19 protein-coding genes are annotated in these 19,031 nt (G+C 54.6%); 11 read left to right on the top strand and 8 right to left on the bottom strand.

Annotated elements, in window-relative coordinates; all coding sequences use genetic code 11:
* Positions 1–12 precede the first annotated feature (12 nt).
* The 3 genes from EV681_RS05185 to EV681_RS05195 are packed head-to-tail and all read left to right on the top strand — an operon-like array spanning position 13 to position 2,153.
* The gene (locus EV681_RS05185) at positions 13–717 is read left to right on the top strand and encodes an amino acid ABC transporter permease (RefSeq protein WP_130303460.1); all 705 of its coding nucleotides are present in this window, start codon (positions 13–15) and stop codon (positions 715–717) included.
* Positions 718–725: 8 nt separating this feature from the next.
* On the top strand, positions 726–1,421 hold the full coding sequence (locus tag EV681_RS05190) for an amino acid ABC transporter permease (RefSeq protein ID WP_130303461.1): 696 nt from the start codon (positions 726–728) through the stop codon (positions 1,419–1,421).
* A gap of 9 nt (positions 1,422–1,430) precedes the next feature.
* A complete protein-coding gene (locus EV681_RS05195; RefSeq protein ID WP_128395693.1) occupies positions 1,431–2,153 on the top strand; it encodes an amino acid ABC transporter ATP-binding protein in 723 nt (240 codons plus the stop codon).
* Here EV681_RS05195 and EV681_RS05200 read toward each other — a convergent pair.
* On the bottom strand, positions 2,143–3,051 hold the full coding sequence (locus EV681_RS05200; RefSeq protein ID WP_128395694.1) for a LysR family transcriptional regulator: 909 nt from the start codon (positions 3,049–3,051) through the stop codon (positions 2,143–2,145). The two genes, EV681_RS05195 and EV681_RS05200, sit on opposite strands and share 11 nt — an antisense overlap.
* A gap of 234 nt (positions 3,052–3,285) precedes the next feature.
* Here EV681_RS05200 and EV681_RS05205 point away from each other — a divergent pair, with 234 nt between their 5' ends.
* The gene (locus EV681_RS05205; protein WP_165392948.1) at positions 3,286–4,278 is read left to right on the top strand and encodes a Bug family tripartite tricarboxylate transporter substrate binding protein; all 993 of its coding nucleotides are present in this window, start codon (positions 3,286–3,288) and stop codon (positions 4,276–4,278) included.
* Positions 4,279–4,341: 63 nt separating this feature from the next.
* On the opposite strand, the gene EV681_RS05210 is transcribed toward EV681_RS05205, so the two are convergent.
* Both EV681_RS05210 and EV681_RS05215 read right to left on the bottom strand, forming a co-directional pair.
* A complete protein-coding gene (locus EV681_RS05210) occupies positions 4,342–5,583 on the bottom strand; it encodes a CaiB/BaiF CoA transferase family protein (RefSeq protein WP_128395695.1) in 1,242 nt (413 codons plus the stop codon).
* A 269-nt stretch (positions 5,584–5,852) separates the two neighbouring features.
* Positions 5,853–6,350 (bottom strand): MarR family winged helix-turn-helix transcriptional regulator, encoded by a 498-nt coding sequence (locus tag EV681_RS05215; protein ID WP_165392949.1) that lies wholly within the window; start codon positions 6,348–6,350, stop codon positions 5,853–5,855.
* A gap of 225 nt (positions 6,351–6,575) precedes the next feature.
* Here EV681_RS05215 and EV681_RS05220 point away from each other — a divergent pair, with 225 nt between their 5' ends.
* From EV681_RS05220 to EV681_RS05250, 7 genes are all read left to right on the top strand, one after another.
* Positions 6,576–7,520 (top strand): NAD(P)H-dependent flavin oxidoreductase, encoded by a 945-nt coding sequence (locus EV681_RS05220; RefSeq protein ID WP_130303462.1) that lies wholly within the window; start codon positions 6,576–6,578, stop codon positions 7,518–7,520.
* Positions 7,521–7,568: 48 nt separating this feature from the next.
* A complete protein-coding gene (locus tag EV681_RS05225) occupies positions 7,569–8,294 on the top strand; it encodes an enoyl-CoA hydratase/isomerase family protein (RefSeq protein ID WP_130303463.1) in 726 nt (241 codons plus the stop codon).
* A gap of 11 nt (positions 8,295–8,305) precedes the next feature.
* On the top strand, positions 8,306–9,502 hold the full coding sequence (locus tag EV681_RS05230) for a CaiB/BaiF CoA transferase family protein (protein WP_130303464.1): 1,197 nt from the start codon (positions 8,306–8,308) through the stop codon (positions 9,500–9,502).
* Positions 9,503–9,597: 95 nt separating this feature from the next.
* A complete protein-coding gene (locus EV681_RS05235; RefSeq protein ID WP_130303465.1) occupies positions 9,598–10,584 on the top strand; it encodes a Bug family tripartite tricarboxylate transporter substrate binding protein in 987 nt (328 codons plus the stop codon).
* 11 nt (positions 10,585–10,595) lie between these two features.
* Entirely contained in the window at positions 10,596–11,354 is a 759-nt protein-coding gene (locus tag EV681_RS05240) for an enoyl-CoA hydratase/isomerase family protein (protein ID WP_128395701.1), read from the top strand.
* A 2-nt stretch (positions 11,355–11,356) separates the two neighbouring features.
* Entirely contained in the window at positions 11,357–12,988 is a 1,632-nt protein-coding gene (locus EV681_RS05245) for an AMP-binding protein (protein ID WP_128395702.1), read from the top strand.
* Entirely contained in the window at positions 12,985–13,929 is a 945-nt protein-coding gene (locus EV681_RS05250) for a hydroxymethylglutaryl-CoA lyase (protein ID WP_128395703.1), read from the top strand. Before EV681_RS05245 ends, EV681_RS05250 begins: the two co-directional genes overlap by 4 nt.
* Before the next feature lie 48 nt (positions 13,930–13,977).
* On the opposite strand, the gene EV681_RS05255 is transcribed toward EV681_RS05250, so the two are convergent.
* The 5 genes from EV681_RS05255 to EV681_RS05275 are packed head-to-tail and all read right to left on the bottom strand — an operon-like array spanning position 13,978 to position 18,951.
* Complete coding sequence (locus tag EV681_RS05255) at positions 13,978–14,754, bottom strand: enoyl-CoA hydratase/isomerase family protein (RefSeq protein WP_128395704.1); 777 nt, start codon at positions 14,752–14,754, stop codon at positions 13,978–13,980.
* A gap of 19 nt (positions 14,755–14,773) precedes the next feature.
* The gene (locus tag EV681_RS05260) at positions 14,774–15,994 is read right to left on the bottom strand and encodes a CaiB/BaiF CoA transferase family protein (protein WP_128395705.1); all 1,221 of its coding nucleotides are present in this window, start codon (positions 15,992–15,994) and stop codon (positions 14,774–14,776) included.
* Between the two features lie 52 nt (positions 15,995–16,046).
* The gene (locus EV681_RS05265) at positions 16,047–17,018 is read right to left on the bottom strand and encodes a Bug family tripartite tricarboxylate transporter substrate binding protein (RefSeq protein ID WP_242612144.1); all 972 of its coding nucleotides are present in this window, start codon (positions 17,016–17,018) and stop codon (positions 16,047–16,049) included.
* 21 nt (positions 17,019–17,039) lie between these two features.
* A complete protein-coding gene (locus EV681_RS05270; protein ID WP_130303466.1) occupies positions 17,040–17,993 on the bottom strand; it encodes a LysR family transcriptional regulator in 954 nt (317 codons plus the stop codon).
* A gap of 1 nt (position 17,994) precedes the next feature.
* Positions 17,995–18,951, bottom strand: coding sequence for a Bug family tripartite tricarboxylate transporter substrate binding protein (locus EV681_RS05275; RefSeq protein WP_128395707.1), 957 nt, complete (start codon positions 18,949–18,951; stop codon positions 17,995–17,997).
* Positions 18,952–19,031: the final 80 nt, after the last annotated feature.

The raw sequence follows: 19,031 nt of genomic DNA on the forward strand, positions 1-19,031 counted from the left end.
GGTAGCCGGTATATGAACTACACATTGGATTTCGCTTCGCTGCTTGACGGCCAGTATCCGTGGCTTGTGCTCCAGGGCGTAGTGACGACGTTGAAAATGACCCTGCTGGCCTGGCTGATTGCTTTTGGCCTTGGCAGTGTCCTGACCGTCGTGCGTACGCTCAATATCCGGGTGATCAATTACCTGATTGCCTTATATGTTGCCTTTCACCGTAATGTACCCATGCTGGTTCATATCCTGTTCTGGTATTTTGGCGTGGCCTCGATTGTGCCCGAAGCGATCAACGATGCAATCAATGTCATCGGCGGCGAGTTCTTCTATTCGACGATTGCCATCGGCCTGGTCACTGCCGCCTACGTGACCGAAGATTTGCGCAGTGCGATTCGTTCGATACCGACAGGGCAAATGGAGGCTTCCAGGACCCTGGGTTTGAATTATCTGCAATCGATGCGCAAAGTGATTTTGCCGCAGGCATTTGTTGTCTCCATTCCCACGCTCACCAACCAGACCCTGTTGCTATTTAAAAATACCAGTCTTGCTATGGCAATAGGTTTAATCGAGCTGACGGGCGCGGGGCGCGAGATCGAGTCGGCAACATTCAAGACGTTTGAAATTTATTTAATAGTCACTGTGATTTATCTGGTTATTTCGCTATGCCTGATGTTTGTCGGTGCCAGTCTGTCCAGAAAGGCCGCCTTCAGTGAAAAACGGTCTTAGGAAACAGCATGTTTGAAATACTTTCCGATAACTGGTTGTTGCTGCTGGTTGGTCAATACCCCCAAGGACCGCTGGGCGGACTGGCTGCCACCATCGTATTGGCCGTGCTCAGTCTGGTTTTCTCTTTTCCTTTGGGTATTGTGCTGGCGTTGTGCCGGATTGGTTCGGTGCGTATTCTGTACTGGCCCGCCACAGCCGTGGTCTATGTGGTGCGCGGCCTGCCGTTGATCATGTTTATATTCTGGGCATATTTCATGGTGCCGGTGATTATCAATCGCCCGGTTGCCGGTACGACGACCATGGTGGTGGCGCTGGTGTTCTATGAGAGCGCCTACATTTCCGAGATTGTCCGCAGTGGTATTCAGGCCTTGCCTGCCGGACAGCGGGAAGCGGGACGCTCGCTGGGCCTGAGTTATTTTCAGACGATGCGCAAAATCATTCTGCCGCAGGCGCTGTTCAATACGATACCCAGCATTCTGAGCCAGTTTATTTCAACGGTGAAAGAGACGTCTCTGGGATTTGTGATCAGCGTGCATGAACTGACCTTTGCCGCCACCCAGATCAACAATATATTGCTGACCCGGCCGTTTGAAGTATTCGGCTTGCTGGCATTGACTTACTTTTTTCTCAATCTGATTCTGGTAGGGCTGGTCAAGGTGGTTGAGACGCGAATTGAACACAGCCGTATAGCATTTGAGGGATAGGAGTTTCGCATGATTCAGTTTAACAACGTGTCCAAGTGGTACGGGCAATACCAGGCCTTGTGTGACGTGACCGCAAAAGTGTCCCAGGGCGAAGTGCTGGTGGTGTGTGGCCCGTCCGGTTCAGGCAAGTCCACGCTGATTCGCACCGTCAATCGGCTTGAGCCGATACAGGCTGGTTCGATTGTTGTAGATGAGCAGGACGTCAACGCCTGCAAGTCAATAGACGAGCTGCGCAGTCATATCGGGTTTGTGTTCCAGCAGTTCAATTTGTTTCCCCATATGAGCGTGCGCGATAACCTGATGATGGCGCCGGTGATATTGAAGCGTAGCAATAAAGCGGCTGCGCGCGAGAAGGCTATGTCGCTGCTGGAGCGGGTGGGTCTTGGCCATAAAGCCGATGCCTTCCCCGGGCAGCTTTCAGGCGGACAGCAGCAGCGGGTCGCCATTGCTCGTGCGCTGGCAATGAACCCGAAGATCATGCTGTTTGATGAACCCACCAGCGCGCTGGATCCCGAGATGGTCAATGAGGTTTTGCTGGTGATGAAGTCGCTGGCATTGGAAGGAATGACAATGATCTGCGTGACGCATGAAATGAATTTTGCGCGGGATGTTGCCGACACTGTTTGGTTCATGGACGCCGGGGCCATTGTCGAGCAGGCGCCGCCGGCCGAGTTCTTTACCCGGGCCCGGACCGAGCGCGCTCGCAAGTTCCTGGCCGATATCAGGCATTGATGCCGCTGCCATAAGGAATACCGAAATTGCAGACATCTTTGGCCAGCATGGCAACCTCCTTGTAGAGCATGGCATTGGCATTTTTTGCATACATGGCGCAGTAAAGAGATTTGGGCGGGGCTTTGGTGGTTTTCAGAATGGCCAGCTTGCGACTGGTGACCAGCGGGTAGAAATAGTCAATCGGCAGGCAACAGATGCCGAAACCGGCGACCGTCAGCCCTGCCATGGCCAGCAAGCTGTTGATCGTAAACAGGTTTTGTTCTGCCGTATACGGTTGCAGCCAATCGTCATACAGGGAATTGAGGCCCGATTCCATATCCTGGCGGATTAGCGACATCTCGGAAATTTCCTGCGGTGTGTAGACCCGGTCACTGGTGATAATGCTGGGGCTGCCTACCCAGGCGAAGTGAACGTAGTCAAGGGGATACTGTTCCAGCAATGGGGATTTGAATTCATTGTGCAAAAAGGCCATATCCAACTGTCCTTTGAGCAGGTTCTGCTGCAGCTCCGCTGCCATGCCTGTTTTGGGACTGACGGTTAGTTTGGGAAAGAGAATGCGCAATTGCGCAATCAGATCGGGAAGCCAGGTCATTGCCGTGATTTCGGTAATGCCCAGTCGCAATATGCCTGAAAACGTGTGGTGGCCCTTGAGCTTCATAAGCATCACGTCGCGCTGCGTCAGCAGTTCGGAAGCCAGTTCAACCATTTCCTGGCCTTTGGGTGTCAGGGTTGCCTTGTGGCCGCTGCGATCAAAAATGCTGACGTCGAAATCCGATTCCAGCTCCTGGATGCGTTTGGTAATGGCCGATTGGGTTGTATTCAGGCGTTGGGCTGCACTGGCAAAACTGCCAAGCTGCACTACCCAGTAGAGGGCTTCGATCTGTTTGAATGTAAGCATCGCGACTCAGGGGTGAATTGTATGGACACGATATGTTTCGTGGCGGGTAAGAGCAGAGGGAGACAAATGATTCCTAAAAAGAATCATTATTATCAATCAATATTAATTTTTTTCAAATTCAATTATGAATGCATTGGCATCCATAACGGTTATTAGTCAGCGTCTGGCCGCAATAGGCCGTGCAAGCTGACATGGAATCGTGGCTGACTGCCACCCTAACTAAGGAGATGATTTATGAAAACGAGCAACAAACTCAGGCAGCTGTGTGCACCTGCCCTGGCCGGCGCGCTACTGTCTGTCGCTACGCCGGCAACGGTCTATGCAGAGGCCTTTCCGGAGCACGCGATCAAGCTGGTTGTGCCCTGGTCGCCAGGTGGTGCAACCGATGTGCTGGGGCGCATCCTGGCCAAAGGGCTGACGGCTCAGTTGAAGCAGACCGTGGTTGTGGAAAACAAGGCCGGCGCCGGCGGTAATATCGGCACAAGCGCCTTTGTGCGTGAAAAAGCGGACGGTTATTCGCTGCTGGTGGCCACCAGTTCGACCAATGCGGCCAATCCGCATTTATACAAGCGACTGGGTTTTGACGCGCAAAAGGACTTTGCCCCGGTTGCATTTGTGGCCAATATTCCCAATGTGCTTGAAGTACCCAAGGGTTCGCGTTTTACCTCAGTGGGCGATCTGCTGGCATTTGCCAAAGAAAACCCGGGCCAGCTCAATTACGGTTCTGCTGGCGTGGGCTCTTCCCAGCACCTTGCCACATCGCTACTGCAACACACTACGGGCGCCAGCTTTACGCATATTCCATACAAGGGCAGTGGTCCTGCGGTGAGCGATCTGCTGGGCAAGCAGCTTGATTTCATGATTGATACCGGCTCTATGGCGCAGGTTAAGGGCGGGAACCTGAATGCGCTGGCTGTGGCATCGAAAAAACGCATCCCGTTTCTGCCCGACGTGCCTACGTTTGAAGAAGCGGGTATCAAGGATATGGTGGCTTCTGCCTGGTATGGCATTGTTGCTCCAACGGGCACCCCGGCAGATGTCGTCGATACCTTGAATAAGGCGGTCAATAATGCACTGAAAGATCCACAAATCCGCGCCCAGCTCGAGGGCATGGGCGCGCAGGTTGTAGAAGGGGATAACACATCAGCTGAGTTTGGCGCGTTCATTCAATCTGAAATAACGCGTTACGCTGAACTGGTGAAAATGTCAGGCGCCAAGCCGGAGTAATTGCCGGCATGCCCGGGCGCTGTTCAATGAGGGCGCCGGGCAAAGCGATTGCCTGGGGCGTGTTCAGCTGCCGGCGGCACTGTCCTGCGGATCGCTTTGGTAAGCCTCACCAGCCTGCAGCATGTTCGAGATGTCGTCCTGGCCAAAGCCGGCCTCGGCCAGAATCTGCCTTGTGTGCTCTCCAATATGCGGGGCGTGATGGCGCAGCGTCGGCGCAAAACCAGTCATGCTGACCGGCACATTGAGATGTCGTATCGTTCCTTGCGTGGGATGTTGTCGCTTTTGGACCAGGCCCACATCTGCAATATGCGGATCGGCCAGCAGGGACGCGATGGTATGGCAGGGCATGCAGGGGATGTCGTACTGTGTGAGCCGATCCAGCCAGTATTGCGTACTGTGTTTGGCCATTTCCTGGGCCCGCAGCGAAAAAAACTCGGCAATGTGATCAATTCTGTTCAGCGCCCGGTTAAAACGGGGGTCCGACTTAAGCTGCGGCGTACCCATGGCATCGAACAGCGCCAGTACCTGGGCATCGGTATTGGTTGTGACACAGATATAGCCGTCGCTGGTTTTGACCGGGCGCGCGTTTTCGTCAAGCAAACGTTTGTCGCCGCTGGGTGAGATCGGGGGATCAAAGGATTCGCCGTACAGATGTTCGCTGAGCACCAGCGTGGCATAACTTTCAAACATCGGAACTTCAATCTCCCGCGGACCAGGATCCCGGGTTTGTGCATAGAGCGCGACCATAATGGCATTGGCCACCATGAGTGCAGCGGTTCTGTCTACCACAACATAAGGCACATAGCGTGGCTCGTTGCCATTTTGAGCAAACAGAGACGCCAGCGCCGTCGCACCCTGCAAAATAGAATCATAGGCAGGACGATTGGCATAGCGCCCCTGACTGCCGAAGCCGACGATATTGCAATAAATCAGATTGGGATTGACGCTGCTGAGGGCACTGAAGGAAATGCCCAGCCGGGTCATGGCGTCTGTTCGCATATTATGGATAACAATATGCGACTGTGCGGCAAGTTTCATGAACGCAGACTTGCCCCGTTCCGTTTTCAGGTTTACGCAGATGCTGCGTTTGTTACGGTTCATGTGCATGAACTTGCCCGACATGCCGGGGGTGGGGGAATGGCCGGAGATCCAGCGTATGATGTCGCCCGATTGCTGCTCCAGTTTTATGACATCTGCGCCGTAGTCTGCCAGCGTCTGCGTGGCATAGGGCCCGACAACGGCTGAGGTCAGGTCCAGAATGCGTATACCCGCTAGTGGTAAAGGGCGTGGTGTCTTTTTATCCATGGGAATCGACCGCGCCCGACCCTGCAGGCAATAGTGCTGACTGTTTCACAATTGTCATTCCTTCTTGTGCATATAGTTATAAATCGCAACCTTATATGGTTGATAAATGAAACTATATCACGTTTGGGGAAATTGCAGCGATGCTGATCGTGCCGTTTTGCCCTGTACCCGACTAAGCGCGGGACCGACGCGTGCGCGGGAAAGGGGGCAAGCAATTGCCAGGCGGTGCAGCACAAAAGCGCGGCGGCTTGCTGCCACCTGTTTTGTGCTTACGGCTTACGGTCCGGTGTCTGGCTGGCGTCTTTTTTTCGGCCTGGATGCAGATCCATCAGGATTTTTGTGCGGAAAATCAGCTTGTCCACAATTACGTCAAACTGCTCCTTTTCCTGCGGCGTCAGTACATCCAGGATTTCATTGTTCCTGCGCAGGGCGATGGGAAACGCGCTGGCATAGAGCTTTTCCCCTTCTTCCGAGAGCGACAGCTGGATGCTGCGGCCATCGCTGTCGCTGTTTTTACGCTGGATCAGCCCCCGCTCTGACAAACTGGCCACCGCTTTGCTGGCGCGGCTTTTGTCGATGTTTGCTTCCTTTGCCAGCGTTTTCAATGACATGGGCGCGAAGGCGGCCAGCAGGCCGATAAAGCGCCAGCTCTGCTTGTCCAGGCCGAACAGATCCTGGTTGATGGATTCGGCCAGCGTGCTGCTTAAAAACGCCAACCGGTTCAGGCGATACGAAAACAGTTCTTTGATGTTTTCAGGTTGCTTCATGATGATCATCGTCTTTGTATTTCCAATGTACTGAATCATGCGGGATATGATAAAAAAAATCAACAAAAATAGTTGAATAAAGAAACTATATGGTTTACGATCTGCATAATGGTTGAAAAAATCAACTAGTTTTTCATTAATTTTGCTCTGGCGGCTGTCTGGTCTGGCGGCAAATATCAGGCAACACCTATTCTTTCCTACTCATTGTTCTCAGGTCGACACTGCATGAAAACCCGTATTACCCAAATGTTGAATATTGAATATCCGATTATCCAGGCTGGCATGAGCTGGGCATCGTCCAGCGCAGCTTTGCCGATAGCGGTCTCCAATGCGGGCGGACTGGGCATGATTGCTGCCGGACCGATGTATGAGCAGGATTTTCGCAAGGTACTGCAAGCGGTGCGCGCCGGCACCGATAAACCGTTTGCGGTCAATATTCCGCTATACCGGCCAGGGGCTCAGGCTTTTCTGGACATGGCCTATGAGTTTCGGGTTCCCGTCATTTTTGCATCGCAGGGCGGACCTAAAGCTCACCTGGCCCGTTTTCGGGAGATAGGGACCAAGTGGGTCCATGTCGTGTCTACTCTGGAGCATGCCGGCAAGGCCGCTGCCGCGGGTGTTGACGCCCTGGCCGTGGTGGGCGCAGAGGCTGGCGGGCATCCGCCGGCCAATGAAGTGAGTTCGCTGGTTATTGTTCGCAAGGCAGCCCGGGATTTTGCGCTGCCGATCGTAGGCGGCGGCGGTGTTGCTGACGGTTATGGCATTGCCGCCATGCTTGCACTGGGTGCGGATGCCGTGCAACTGGGCACCCGCTTTCTGATGACAGAGGAAGCCAGTGTCCATGATGCCTACAAGTCCGTGGCGCTGGCAACGGGTGTGGATGGCACCGACTTGGTCGGCCGCAAGGGGCTGCCGGTCAGGATGATTCGCAATGATTTCGCTGCGCATATGCAGCAGATCGATTTGTCGGCTTGCGACAAACAGGAGTACGAAGCTGAATTTCGAAAAAGTACGCTCAGGCAGGCGGCGCTGGACGGCGATGTTGCATGGGGCAAAGTGGAGCTTGGCCAATCGGCCGGACTGGTCGACAGCATTGTGCCGGTAAGCCAGCTTATGCAGCAGCTGGTGGCTGAATTGAATGACGCCCGGCGCGCCCTGAGTGAAATATGAAGTGCACTATGAAGTGGAATATGAATTTTACGAACGGAAGGAAATCGCATGTCTGTCTTGCTGACTGAAATTGAAAACAATGTTCTGACCATCAGTCTGAACCGGCCTGAAAAACACAATGCCCTGAATACGGCGCTGACACAGGCGCTGCTCGATGCCCTCAAAGATGCAGAGCGCGATCCCCAGGTCAGGGCGATTATTGTGCATGGCAATGGCAAGTCTTTCTGTGCAGGAGCCGACACGACAGAGTTCAGCAGTCTGACGCCGGACGCATCTGATCAGGTACTGGACCGTGCGGATCTGACAACGGCATTGCATCTGTCATTTTCAAAAATTGCCAAACCGATTATTGCTGCCGTTCATGGCAATGCGCTGGGCGGCGGCGCCGGGCTGGCGCTGGCCTGTGATCTGGTCGTGATGGCTGAAGATGCCCGTTTTGGCTACCCTGAACTGAAGCACGGCATTGTTGCTGCCGTGGTGCTGGCCAATCTGGTGCGCCAGCTGGGGCAGAAAAAAGCCTTCGAACTGGTGGCGATGGCTGAACCGGTGAGCGGTCAGCGTGCCTTTGAACTTGATCTGGTCAATCGAGTCTGCCCGGCCGCAGACGTGCTGGGCGAGGCCCGGATCTATGCAGAGAAACTGGCCAGCTGGAGCCCTGTGGCGATGGCGACGACCAAACGCACATTCTATCGCGCGGCGGACCTGGCCCTTGAAGAGGCGCTGGCTGTGGGCCGAGATGCCAACGTCATGATGCGCGGGTTCAGCAAACCATGAAGGGCAATAGCATGCGACCACTGGAAGGGCTGAAAATACTCGATCTGTCACGGGTACTGGCGTGCCCGTTTGCCTCTATGATACTTGCAGAAATGGGCGCGCAGGTAATCAAGGTGGAGCAGCCGGTCACAGGTGACGAAACGCGCCATTTCGAGCCGCGCGTGACAGGAGAGCATGGCAGCGAGTCGGCTTACTTTTTTGCATTTAACCGCAGCAAGCAATCGATCACCGTCAATCTGCGCTCGCAAGAGGGACAGAAAATCATCCGGGAACTGGCGCGCGAGGCCGATGTGTTCCTGGAGAATTTTCCGGTCAATACCCTGAAAAAATACAATCTGCACTACGATGCCATCAAAGAACAGAACGATGACATCGTCTATGTATCGTGCACAGGCTTTGGCATGACAGGGCCGTATGCGCCGCGCAAGGGTTATGACACGGTTTTCCAGGCGATGGGCGGCATCATGAGTCTGACCGGAGAGCGTGACGGCGGTCCCGTCAAACCCGGCTTGCCGGTCGCTGACCTGACTTCGGGCTTATGGATTGTGATCGCCATACTGACATCCATAGTCGGCAAAGACCGAACAGGTTGTGGTTGCCATGTGGATTTTTCCATGTTCGACGGGCAGGTTGGCTTGCTGTCACTGGCTGCCGCCCGCTATTTTTCGCTGGGAGAGGTGCCGGCCAGGCTGGGCACCGAACATCCCGGGCGGGTGCCTTCTGCGGCATTCGAATGCGCTGACGGCAGGTGGGTGCAGATTACCGGCAGCGACCAGCACTGGAAGCCCCTGTGCGAGCTGCTGGGACTGGATCAATGGGCGGCAGACGCCGGGCTGGCAAAGAATGCCGAGCGGGTGCGGCGGCGCGCAGAAGTCATGCAAGGATTGCAGCAGGCCATTGGCAAGCTTGACCGCGCCCGCCTTTGCCAGTTGTGCGACGAACGTGGGGTGCCGGCCGGACCGATTATGTCGGTCGATGAGATTTTTGCCGACGCCCATGTGGCAAGCCGGGAGCTGGTGCAGCGCTTTGCCCACCCCCAGGTAGGCGAATTTGAAGGAATCGCAGTCCCGTTCAAGTTTACAGGATACGACAACCCGGTCATGGGACGGCCACCCCTGCTGGGCGAGCATACAGATCTGATTCTGATGGAAAAACTCGGGCTGACTGAAGAACAAATCCTGGGTTTGAGGCAACTGAAGGCAATTTGATATTACGGCTGGCATATCCGGTTGAGTTGTTCGCGGGTCTGCCATTACAGCGCCATTTTCGACTGATGCAAAAATCAGCAATACAGGAGACAGATATGTCCAACCACTTTTTCAGCCGCAACCGGCTGTTTGCCGGTGCCATAACGCTACTGGCGGCGGGCGTCATGCATACGGCGCACGCTGCCGGCTTTCCGGATAAACCCATTACGTTCATCAACCCATATGCTGCCGGTGGGCCGGCTGATATTCTGGCACGCATTGTGGCCAAGCAAATGAGTGATGTGCTGGGCCAGTCCATTATCATCCAGAGCAAACCGGGTGGGGGCGCCAGCATTGGCGCCGAGTATGTTGCCCGCGCCAAACCCGATGGCTATACCGTGCTGTTTGGCACAGCAGCCGCGCATGTGGTGACACCCCTGATGCAAAAAGTGCCGTATGACGGTATCCAGGATTTCACTTTTGTCGGCATGGTCGGTAATATTCCGAATGTGTTAACCGTGGCGGCCGATTCGGGTTTGAAATCGGTCGATGAACTGATTAAGGATAGCCAGAACAACCCGGAAAAATATACCTATGCTTCGGCTGGCAACGGCAGTTCCCCCCATCTGACGGGAGAAAATTTCAAACAGAAAACGCAGGCCAAACTATTGCACATACCCTACAAGGGGGCGGCGCCTGCATCAACAGATCTGGCCGGCGGGCTGGTCAAGGTCGGTTTTCTGAATTTACCCGCGGTGTTGCCGTTCATCAAGCAAGGCAAGTTGCACGCGCTTGCGATTGCCGCCAACAAGCGTTCTCCCGCCTTGCCCGAGGTTCCGACCATGGACGAACTGGGTTACGACGGCTTCAAGGGCTCGAGCTGGTATAGCATGGCCGTACCGGCCGATACCCCCAAAGAAGTGGTCGACACCTTGTACGCGGCATTGAAAAAAGTCTCGGAAAATCCTGAAACGATCAGTATGTATGAGAAGCAGGGCGTTGAGCCGTTCCTGATGGACAGCAAGACAGCAAGCGATTTCGTTGTTCAGGACCGTGAAAGAATAGAAAAGCTGCTGAAGGCGGCCAATATTACCAGCAAATAAGGATACGACAAATGTCATATGAAACGATTGAACTGACGGTAGAGGGAAATGGTGTGGCCACTGTGCTGTTGAATCGTCCGCAAAGCAGAAATGCGCTGAACGTGAGAATGTGTTCAGAACTGGTCAGCGTCACTGAGCAGATCGAGCAGGACGAACGCATTCGCGTGGTGGTTTTTCGTGGCGCGGGCCCGGCGTTTTGTGCGGGTGCGGATCTGAAAGAGCGCAAGGATATGACATTGTCCGATATGACGGCCAGACGGGTAGCGGGTTTTGCTGCCTATGATGCGATTGAAAAACTATCGCGTCCCGCCATTGCGCTGGTGCACGGTCCGGCTTTTGGTTCCGGTTGCGAAATTATCGCCGCGTGCGACTTTGCCTGGGCAACGCCCGAGGCTACCTTCCGCTACCCGGAAGTGAGCTGGGGTACGGTGGGCGCCACCCAGCGCATCAGCCGGATTGCCGGAATTCGCATTGCCAAGGAACTGCTCTTTAGCGGTCGTGTTTTCGATGCGCAGGAGGCGCGTGAGTACGGTCTGATCAACCGGATTGTCCCGCAGGATACGATCGCAGAACAGCTGATGCAGATGGCTGGGGATATTGCAAATGCAAAACCGCTGACCGTCAAGCTGACCAAGCATTGCATCAATGCCGGCGTTGAGACGACCCGCGAGGGCGCCATGGCGATTGAACTGCTGGCAATTGAAAAAAACCTGCGCAACAGCGACTGGAAGTCCGCCATATCCACATTCGGCAGCGGAAAAGGAGAGTGACCATGTTGCCCAGAGGCATGATCCTGAGCGAGGTGTTGGCCCAGACCGTGGCTGCGTATCCCGACAAAGATGCTTTTATCGATAACGAATCGCGCGAGACCTGGCGGACCTTGTCGGTAAAGGTGGACCGTACGGCAGCAGCGTTGTGGCAATGCGGTGTTCGCAAAGGCGATCACGTGGCGGTGATGCTGGGAAATAGCGTGCAATGGCTGCAGACATTTTTTGCATGCGCCAGGATCGGCGCCGTAACCGTCCCCATCAATACGCGCTTCAAGAAGGAAGAGCTGGCCTTTTGTCTGAAGCAGGCCGATGTCAAGGCCATTGTGTTGGCGGAACAATTCCTGGGCATCGATTTTTCGGCATTGCTGGGCCAGGTAGAGCCGGCGCTGGCCGCGGGTTTGCCCGGAGAGGTATTGCCAAAACTGACTCAGGCACTGATGTTTGATACGGCATCGGTGCCGGCCGGGGCCGTCGACTTTGACCAGTTGATTGCGAGTGTAAGCGATGAAGACATCAATGCCTGCTACAGCCAATGCGGCAGCGCCAACCCGGATGATATCCTGCTGATCCAATATACCTCTGGCACGACGTCGTTCCCTAAAGGCGTCATGCTCAGCCATGACAATATGCTCTCGGATGCCTATGCCGTGTCGCTGCGCATGGGCATTACGCCAGAGGATCGTTATTTCAGTATCCGGCCTTTTTTCCATGTGGCCGGGTCCACCTTATCGATACTGGTGTCCCTGACTACCGGATGTTGTCTTCTGACCTTGCCCAAATTTGATGTATCGCTTGCCCTGGCCATGCTGCAGCGGGAAAAGTGCACCCTGACTTCAGGCAACGACACGATTTTTCTTATGCTCATGGCGCATCCGGATTTTGACGCATCGACATTGCATTTGCGCGGCGGGTGGGCCGCTGCAGGCCCCGAGGTCATGCAGAAAATCCACGACCAGATGAAAGTGCCAAACCTGTGCAATGCCTATGGCCTATCTGAAGCCTCTCCCAATGTGGTGATGTCCGGCTGGGACGACCCACTGCCATTGCGCACAGAAGGCTGGGCATTGCCCCACACCGGCGTGCAGGTGCGGATTATGGATACCAACACAGATGAAATATTGCCCGCGGGTGAGGCCGGCGAGATTCAGGTAAAGGGGTGGAGTGTTATGCGAGGATACTACAACATGCCAGACGTAACAGCTCGGACTTTCACCGAGGATGGCTGGCTCAAGACAGGCGATCTTGGCAAAATGGATGAGGCCGGGCGCCTGAAGATGGTTGGCCGGTTAAAGGATATTTTTCGTGTCGGTGGCGAGAATGTGGCTCCCACGGAGGTCGAGGGATTTATTCTGATGCATGAGGCCATTGAACTGGCACAGGTGGTGGGTGTACCCGACGAGCGGCTCGGAGAAGTACCGGCCGCTTTCGTTATCCTCAAACAAGGGCATAGCTGCACACCCGACGAGCTTATTGCATGGTGCAAGCCGCGCATTGCAAATTTCAAGGTGCCTCGTTACGTTCGGTTCGTCGACAGTTTTGATCAAATCGGCATGACCGGCAGTTCAAAGGTGCAGAAAAACAAACTGCGCGCGCATGCCATTGCCGTGCTTGGATTGACGGAGCAGACAAAATGAGCGATATCGTTATTTGTGAGTGCTTCGCCCGGGACGGTCTGCAGCATGAGCCCGTGATGCTGCCGCTGGCGACCAAGATCGCGCTGATCGACCGCTTTTCCGAGATGGGACTGACACGAATCGAAGCGACCTCCTATTCAAACCCAAAAGTGATTCCGCAGTTTGCCGATGCCAGCGAGGTGCTCGGCGGTATACAAAGACGACCTGGCGTGTTTTACAAGGCCACGTGCGCCAACGTACGGGCTGTGGAGCGTGCGCTGATAGACTCGGACAAGGGGATTGGCGCGAATGAGATCAGTTTGCTGGTGTCGGCCACGGATAGCCATTCGCTGAAGAACTTGAAGCGCACACGTGCGGATCAGTGGAAGAATATTGCGGATATGGTTGTCGCGGCCAGCGGGCAATATCGTCTGGTAGGAACGATTTCCATGGCGTTTGGTTGTCCTTTCGAAGGACGGGTGAGCGAATCTGAGGTGCTGCGCGACGTGGAAAAATTCAGCAATGCAGGCGTGCAACTGGTGGCCCTGGGAGATACCACGGGCATGGCTGTGCCGGCAGCAACCCAGCGGCTTTTTGCCGCAGTGATCAGCGAGTTCCCGCAAGTGGTACCCGTCGCTCATTTTCATGACTCCCGAGGCACCGGCATGGTCAATTACCTTGCTGCTTATGAGAGCGGCGTGCGCTATTTTGACTGCTCCATGGGTGGCGTAGGCGGCCATCCATCCAAGGTGAAATATGGCGGAGGCTTTACGGGCAATGTGTGTACCGAAGATTGGATCAATCTGCTTGAGTCCATGGGAGTGAACACCGGCGTTGATCTGCAGCGCATGCTGGATGCGTCTGCTTATTGCGAGTCTGTACTGGGCCGGCCATTACATTCGAAAGTGGCCTTAAGCGGGCTTAACCCGTTGCTGGAGTCGAACGAAAAGCCGGCCAACTGACTGCGGCGATTGCCTGCGGTGCAGGCCGCCGCTGTGCCACTGATGAATTTAACGCCCCTTGAATACAGCTTTGCGTTTCTCCAGAAACGCCGCCCGGGCCTCTTGCGCATCTTCTGTTTTCGCGATGGCAGCGGTCATATCTTGTTCGTAGCGATAACCATCGCGCAAACTCATGTCTTCAATCGCGTTGGCGGTTTGTATCAGAAGCTGAATGGAGAGCGGGCTCTTCTCGGCGATTACCCGGGCGATGTCCATTGCTGTCTCAAGCAGTGCTTCATCGGGCACGCAGGCCTCGACGATGCCGAGCCTGTACAGCTCGTCGCCGCTTACACGCATGCCAGTGAGCATCATTCGGCGCAAGCGGGAATGGCCAAACAGCCGTTGTGCATGACGAACGCCTCCGAGCAGGCCGACGTCTACTTCGGGCAGGCCCAGCTTTGCCGATTTTGCTGCAACCAGGATATCGCTTGAGGCCACGATGCCAAGTCCGGCGCCCAGTGCCGCGCCGTTGATCGCACTGATCACTGGCTTTGAGCATTCCCGTATTGCGTGGAATGCTTCGCGCGTACGGCGCGAGTGCTGGTGCAAACCGCCAGGATTGGCGGTGATTTCAGCTCGGTTTTTAAGATCGGCGCCGGCGCAGAAGACTTTGCCCTTGCCTGTCAGCACGACGGCCCGTACGTTATCGTCATCCGAAAACTGATCCATGGCCAATGCCAGGCTATTGAGCATGGATGTATTGACTGCATTGACCGGGGGATTGTCCAGATAGACGAGTGCGATGTGATCCTTGATCTGGATATCCAGGGCTTCCAGTTGATTCATAGTGTGTCCTTGATTGGGGTTAAATAACAGACTGTTCTTTCAATCGTGTAATGTCGCTGTCGGAGTACCCGAGAGCCGATAGCACTTCCAGGTTGTGCTGGCCCAGTGTAGGGGGCGCTCGGTCAAGCTTGAGTTCGGTGTTGCGAAACCGGAATGGATTGACAACCTGGGGGATCTGAGCGCGCAGCGGATGCGCGAATTTCTTGAGAAGCCCGCGATGTTCTACTTGGGGGTCTTTGAATACTTCAGCAATATTGTTGATGGGCCCAGATGGCACGCCGGCCGCCTCCAGGGCCTTGAGCAGTACGCTCTTATCCTGTTTGGCCAGTGCCTGATCCAGAAACAGATCCAGCTCGGGCAAATTGACAACACGCGCGGCATTCGTCCTGAACTTGTCTGATTCGGCCATGTCAGGATGGCCAAGGATCTGGCACAGTTTGGCAAATTGACTATCGCTGCCAACAGCCAGGATGATTTGTCCATCTTTGCAGGTATAGACGCGTTGCGGTTGAATGTTGGGATGGTTGTTGCCCCGTCGTACCGGAATCTGATCAGTAAGAAGATAGTTCATTGCCTGATTGGCCAGCAGGGAGACCTGAACATCAAGCATGGCCATATCGATATATTCGCCTTCGCCGGTTTCGTTTCGATGGACCAGAGCCGAAAGAATGGCAGATGAGGCGTATACGCCCGTGATGAGATCAATGAGGGGGATGCCGATTTTTTGCGGCCCCCCTCCCGGCTTGTGATCCGCCTCGCCGGTCACACTCATGATGCCGCCCATGGCCTGGATCATGAAGTCGTAGGCCCCTTGGGATTTTCTGGGACCCGACTGCCCGAATCCGGTGATCGAGCAATAGATAAGCCGCGGGTTTATTTTGCGCAAGTCATCGTAGCCCAGGCCAAGTTTTTCAAGCGTGCCGACCTTGAAATTTTCCAGCACAACGTCTGCCTGTCTGGCCAGCATTTTGATGATTTCCTGGCCCTCTGCAGATTTTATGTCGACCGAGATAGACTTTTTGCCCCGATTGGCAATCAGATAATAGCCCGACTCGCGGGTGTCGTTTCCCTGTTCATCCTGCAAAAAGGGCGGGCCCCACGCGCGCGTATCATCGCCGGCGCCCGGACGTTCAACTTTGATGACATTGGCGCCAAGGTCGGCCAGAATCTGGCTGGCCCAGGGACCGGCAAGGACTCGGCTCAAATCCAGTACGGTGATATGGGAAAGCGGGTTTGACAACGTTATACTCCTGTTGATTTCATTCATTTAAACAAACTGACTGCGGGGCGATCTACTTCGCAGACAGGCCTGCGCCGACAATGACTTTTTGCCATTTGACCTGCTCTTTGCTGATCAACGCCTCTATTTCCTGCTGGCTGCTGCCTTCGGCCAGAATGCCCTGTTGCAGTAGTTTGTCTTTGACTTCAGGTTCTTTGATGGCGGCGTTGACGGCCTTGTTCAGTATGTTGACGATGCCCTCAGGCGTTTTGGCTGGAACGGACAGATAATTCATGGGTGAAGCGTCATATCCGGGAAGCGATTTTCCAATTGGCGCTATACCCGGCAGCAGGGACAGTTCCGTGGGCGTGGTTACGCCAAGCGCGGTGAGTTTGCCGGACTTGATGTATGGCATATACACGGCCAGCGTGTCGATGGCCATATCTGTATTGCCGCCGACCAAGTCCTTGAGCGCTTCACCGGTTCCCTTATAGGGAACGTGTTGCAGCTTGATCTTGGCCATTGTCTGCAGCAGCTCGCCGTTCAGGTGACTGCTGGCGCCGATGCCTGCGCTGGCGTAACGAATCTGGCCAGGCTTGTTCCTGGCTAGCGCAATTAATTCGTCCACCGATTTGACCTGTAAGTTGCTATTGATGACCAGCACGCTGGGAGCAATGGATACCTTGGAGACCGGCTTCAGATCATCAGGTTCGTAAGGAAGGGATTTCATCAAATGCGGGTTGGTAATCTGCGGTCCCGGCGTTGTGTACAGGATCGTATAGCCGTCGGGTGCGGACCTGGCGACATAGGCTGCGCCGATGGTTGCTCCTGCGCCGGCCTTGTTTTCAACAACAACTGGCTGTCCGAGCTTTTTGGCCAGTGTTTCGCTGATGATTCTGGCAGTCATGTCCGCGCCGCCTCCGGGGGCGAACGGCACCACCATTCTTAGCGGTTTAGTCGGAAATGACGGGGTATCGGCTGCGTGCACACCTGTGCAGAGCAGCAATGCTGCCATGACAGACGAGATGGAAAGAATCGATTTCATGTTGTCTCCTCGGGAGGCGGTTTACTGGTGGATACGACTTTTATCGAACAATGACCGTATGATTCGGCTAACTGTCCGGGTCGCTTTGGAAGGATTGTTGTTCACCACAATTGAAATGTTTCGCGCAATTTCCGGTTCTACGATGCGAGCAGCCTGAATCTGTCGGTTCTCGACTTCTTGCTTGATGGCATGCCACGGCAAAACGGTGTAGCCGCCTTGTTGTTCGGAAATGCACTTTTGCATCAACCCTGAATCGGCATCAAGAACGACATTCAGGTGTATCTTTTCTTTTCTGGCCAATTCGTCCAGCTTCATCCGCACGGCACTGGGCTTGCTCGGCAGGATAAGCGGGATCTGATGCATTTTTTTGAACGGGATGGTCGAGCCCCTGGTGAGCTTGTCGCCGATAGGGCCAACCAGGTAGGACTGCATTTGAATAATAGACTCGTCGGCGTACTGGCTTTCGTTATTGTTTCGATAGGGCAGGCCGATATCTATCTGCTGGGTCAATAACCAATTGTCGATTTGTCCGCCGGAGCCCTCCTGGATTTTCAGTCGCACACCCGGGAAGTCTTTTTGCATCAGGAAAAACAGTGGCACGAAGATGTCGCGAGACAACGAAGGTAGCGTGCCAATACGCACCAGACCGCTGAGTCTTTCAGCTTCTTCGCTGACTATTTCTGAAAGTGTGCCCAGGTCTGCCAGCACCTTTTCTACAACTGGGTAGATGCGCTGCCCCAGCTCGGAAAGTGAAACGCCTCTGCCGTGTCTCTGGAACAGGTAGCCGCCAGCCCGCTTTTCAAGCGTGGACAGATACCGGCTGATCGCCGACTGCGACATCCCCAGCTCAACACCCGCCTTGGTGAGATTTCCGATGCGGGCCACAAGAATAAAAATGCGCAAAGATTTGATATCCCAGTTAACAGGGCTGTCGCCGGCTATGCGGGACGCTTTTTCACTGATTGTTGTGTTCATGTTAGCTGCCCGCAATATTCAGGCGTTTGATAAGCTCCCCCCATCGTTGCGTTTCCTTGTCAAAAAACTGTTTGAACTGCTGTCTATCGCGAACTTGAATCACGGTTCCAAGGTTCTCAATTTTCTGTGTTGTCTGCCGATCTTGCATCGCTTCTGTAATGGCCTTACTGATTTCAGTCTTGATTGCGTCAGGGGTTTTGGCCGGAATGAATACGCCAAACCAGCTGCTGGCCAGCACATCCGCGATACCCGATTCGGCGATAGTTGGAACATCCGGATGGCTGGGTACGCGTTTCTGAGCGGCGACGCCCAGGACTGTGAGTTTGCCCTGTTTCACATAAGGCATCGATTGCATGGTGTCAAAATACGCGTCTACCTGGCCGCCCAGAAAATCCGCAATCGCAGCCGAGGTCCCGCGGTAGGGGACATTGGTAATGCTGATTTTTGCTTTATCCTGGAATAGCGCAGCGGCAAGATGCGGGCTGGATCCGATTCCGGAGTTGGCAAAGGTGAGTTTGCCCGGATTCTTTTTGGCATAGTCCACCAGTTCAGTAACAGATTTCACCGGTAAGGATGATCTGACGTAAAGCACATTGGGCGCTTCTGAAATCTGCAGCAGGGGCTCCAGATCCTGCGTTTTATACGGCAGAGACTTGAGCATGAACTGGTTGGTCACAGTTCCCACACTTCCTATCAGGAACTGATAGCCGTCTGCCTTGCCGTTAGCCACTGCCGCAGTGCCGATCGCTGCGCCGGCGCCGGGTTTGTTTTCCACGACTACAGGCTGCTCCCATTGCTTGCCGAGCTTGTCGGCCAGTATGCGTGCGATCTGATCCGTGATGCCACCCGCAGAATAGGGGACAAGAAGCGTGACCGGTTTTTCGGGAAAAGAAGCTGCCTGCACCGCTGCAGTGGGTACGAACAGCATCATTGCAGCAAAGCGAATGGCTTTTGTCATGTCTGTCTCCAATATGATTGTTTTTATCGATTCTATTTCAGGTGTGGCTGTTTTGATATGTCAAATGTGTGATATCTGAA

The organism is Advenella incenata (assembly GCF_004217095.1).
Classification (GTDB): Bacteria; Pseudomonadota; Gammaproteobacteria; order Burkholderiales; family Burkholderiaceae_B; genus Advenella; species Advenella incenata.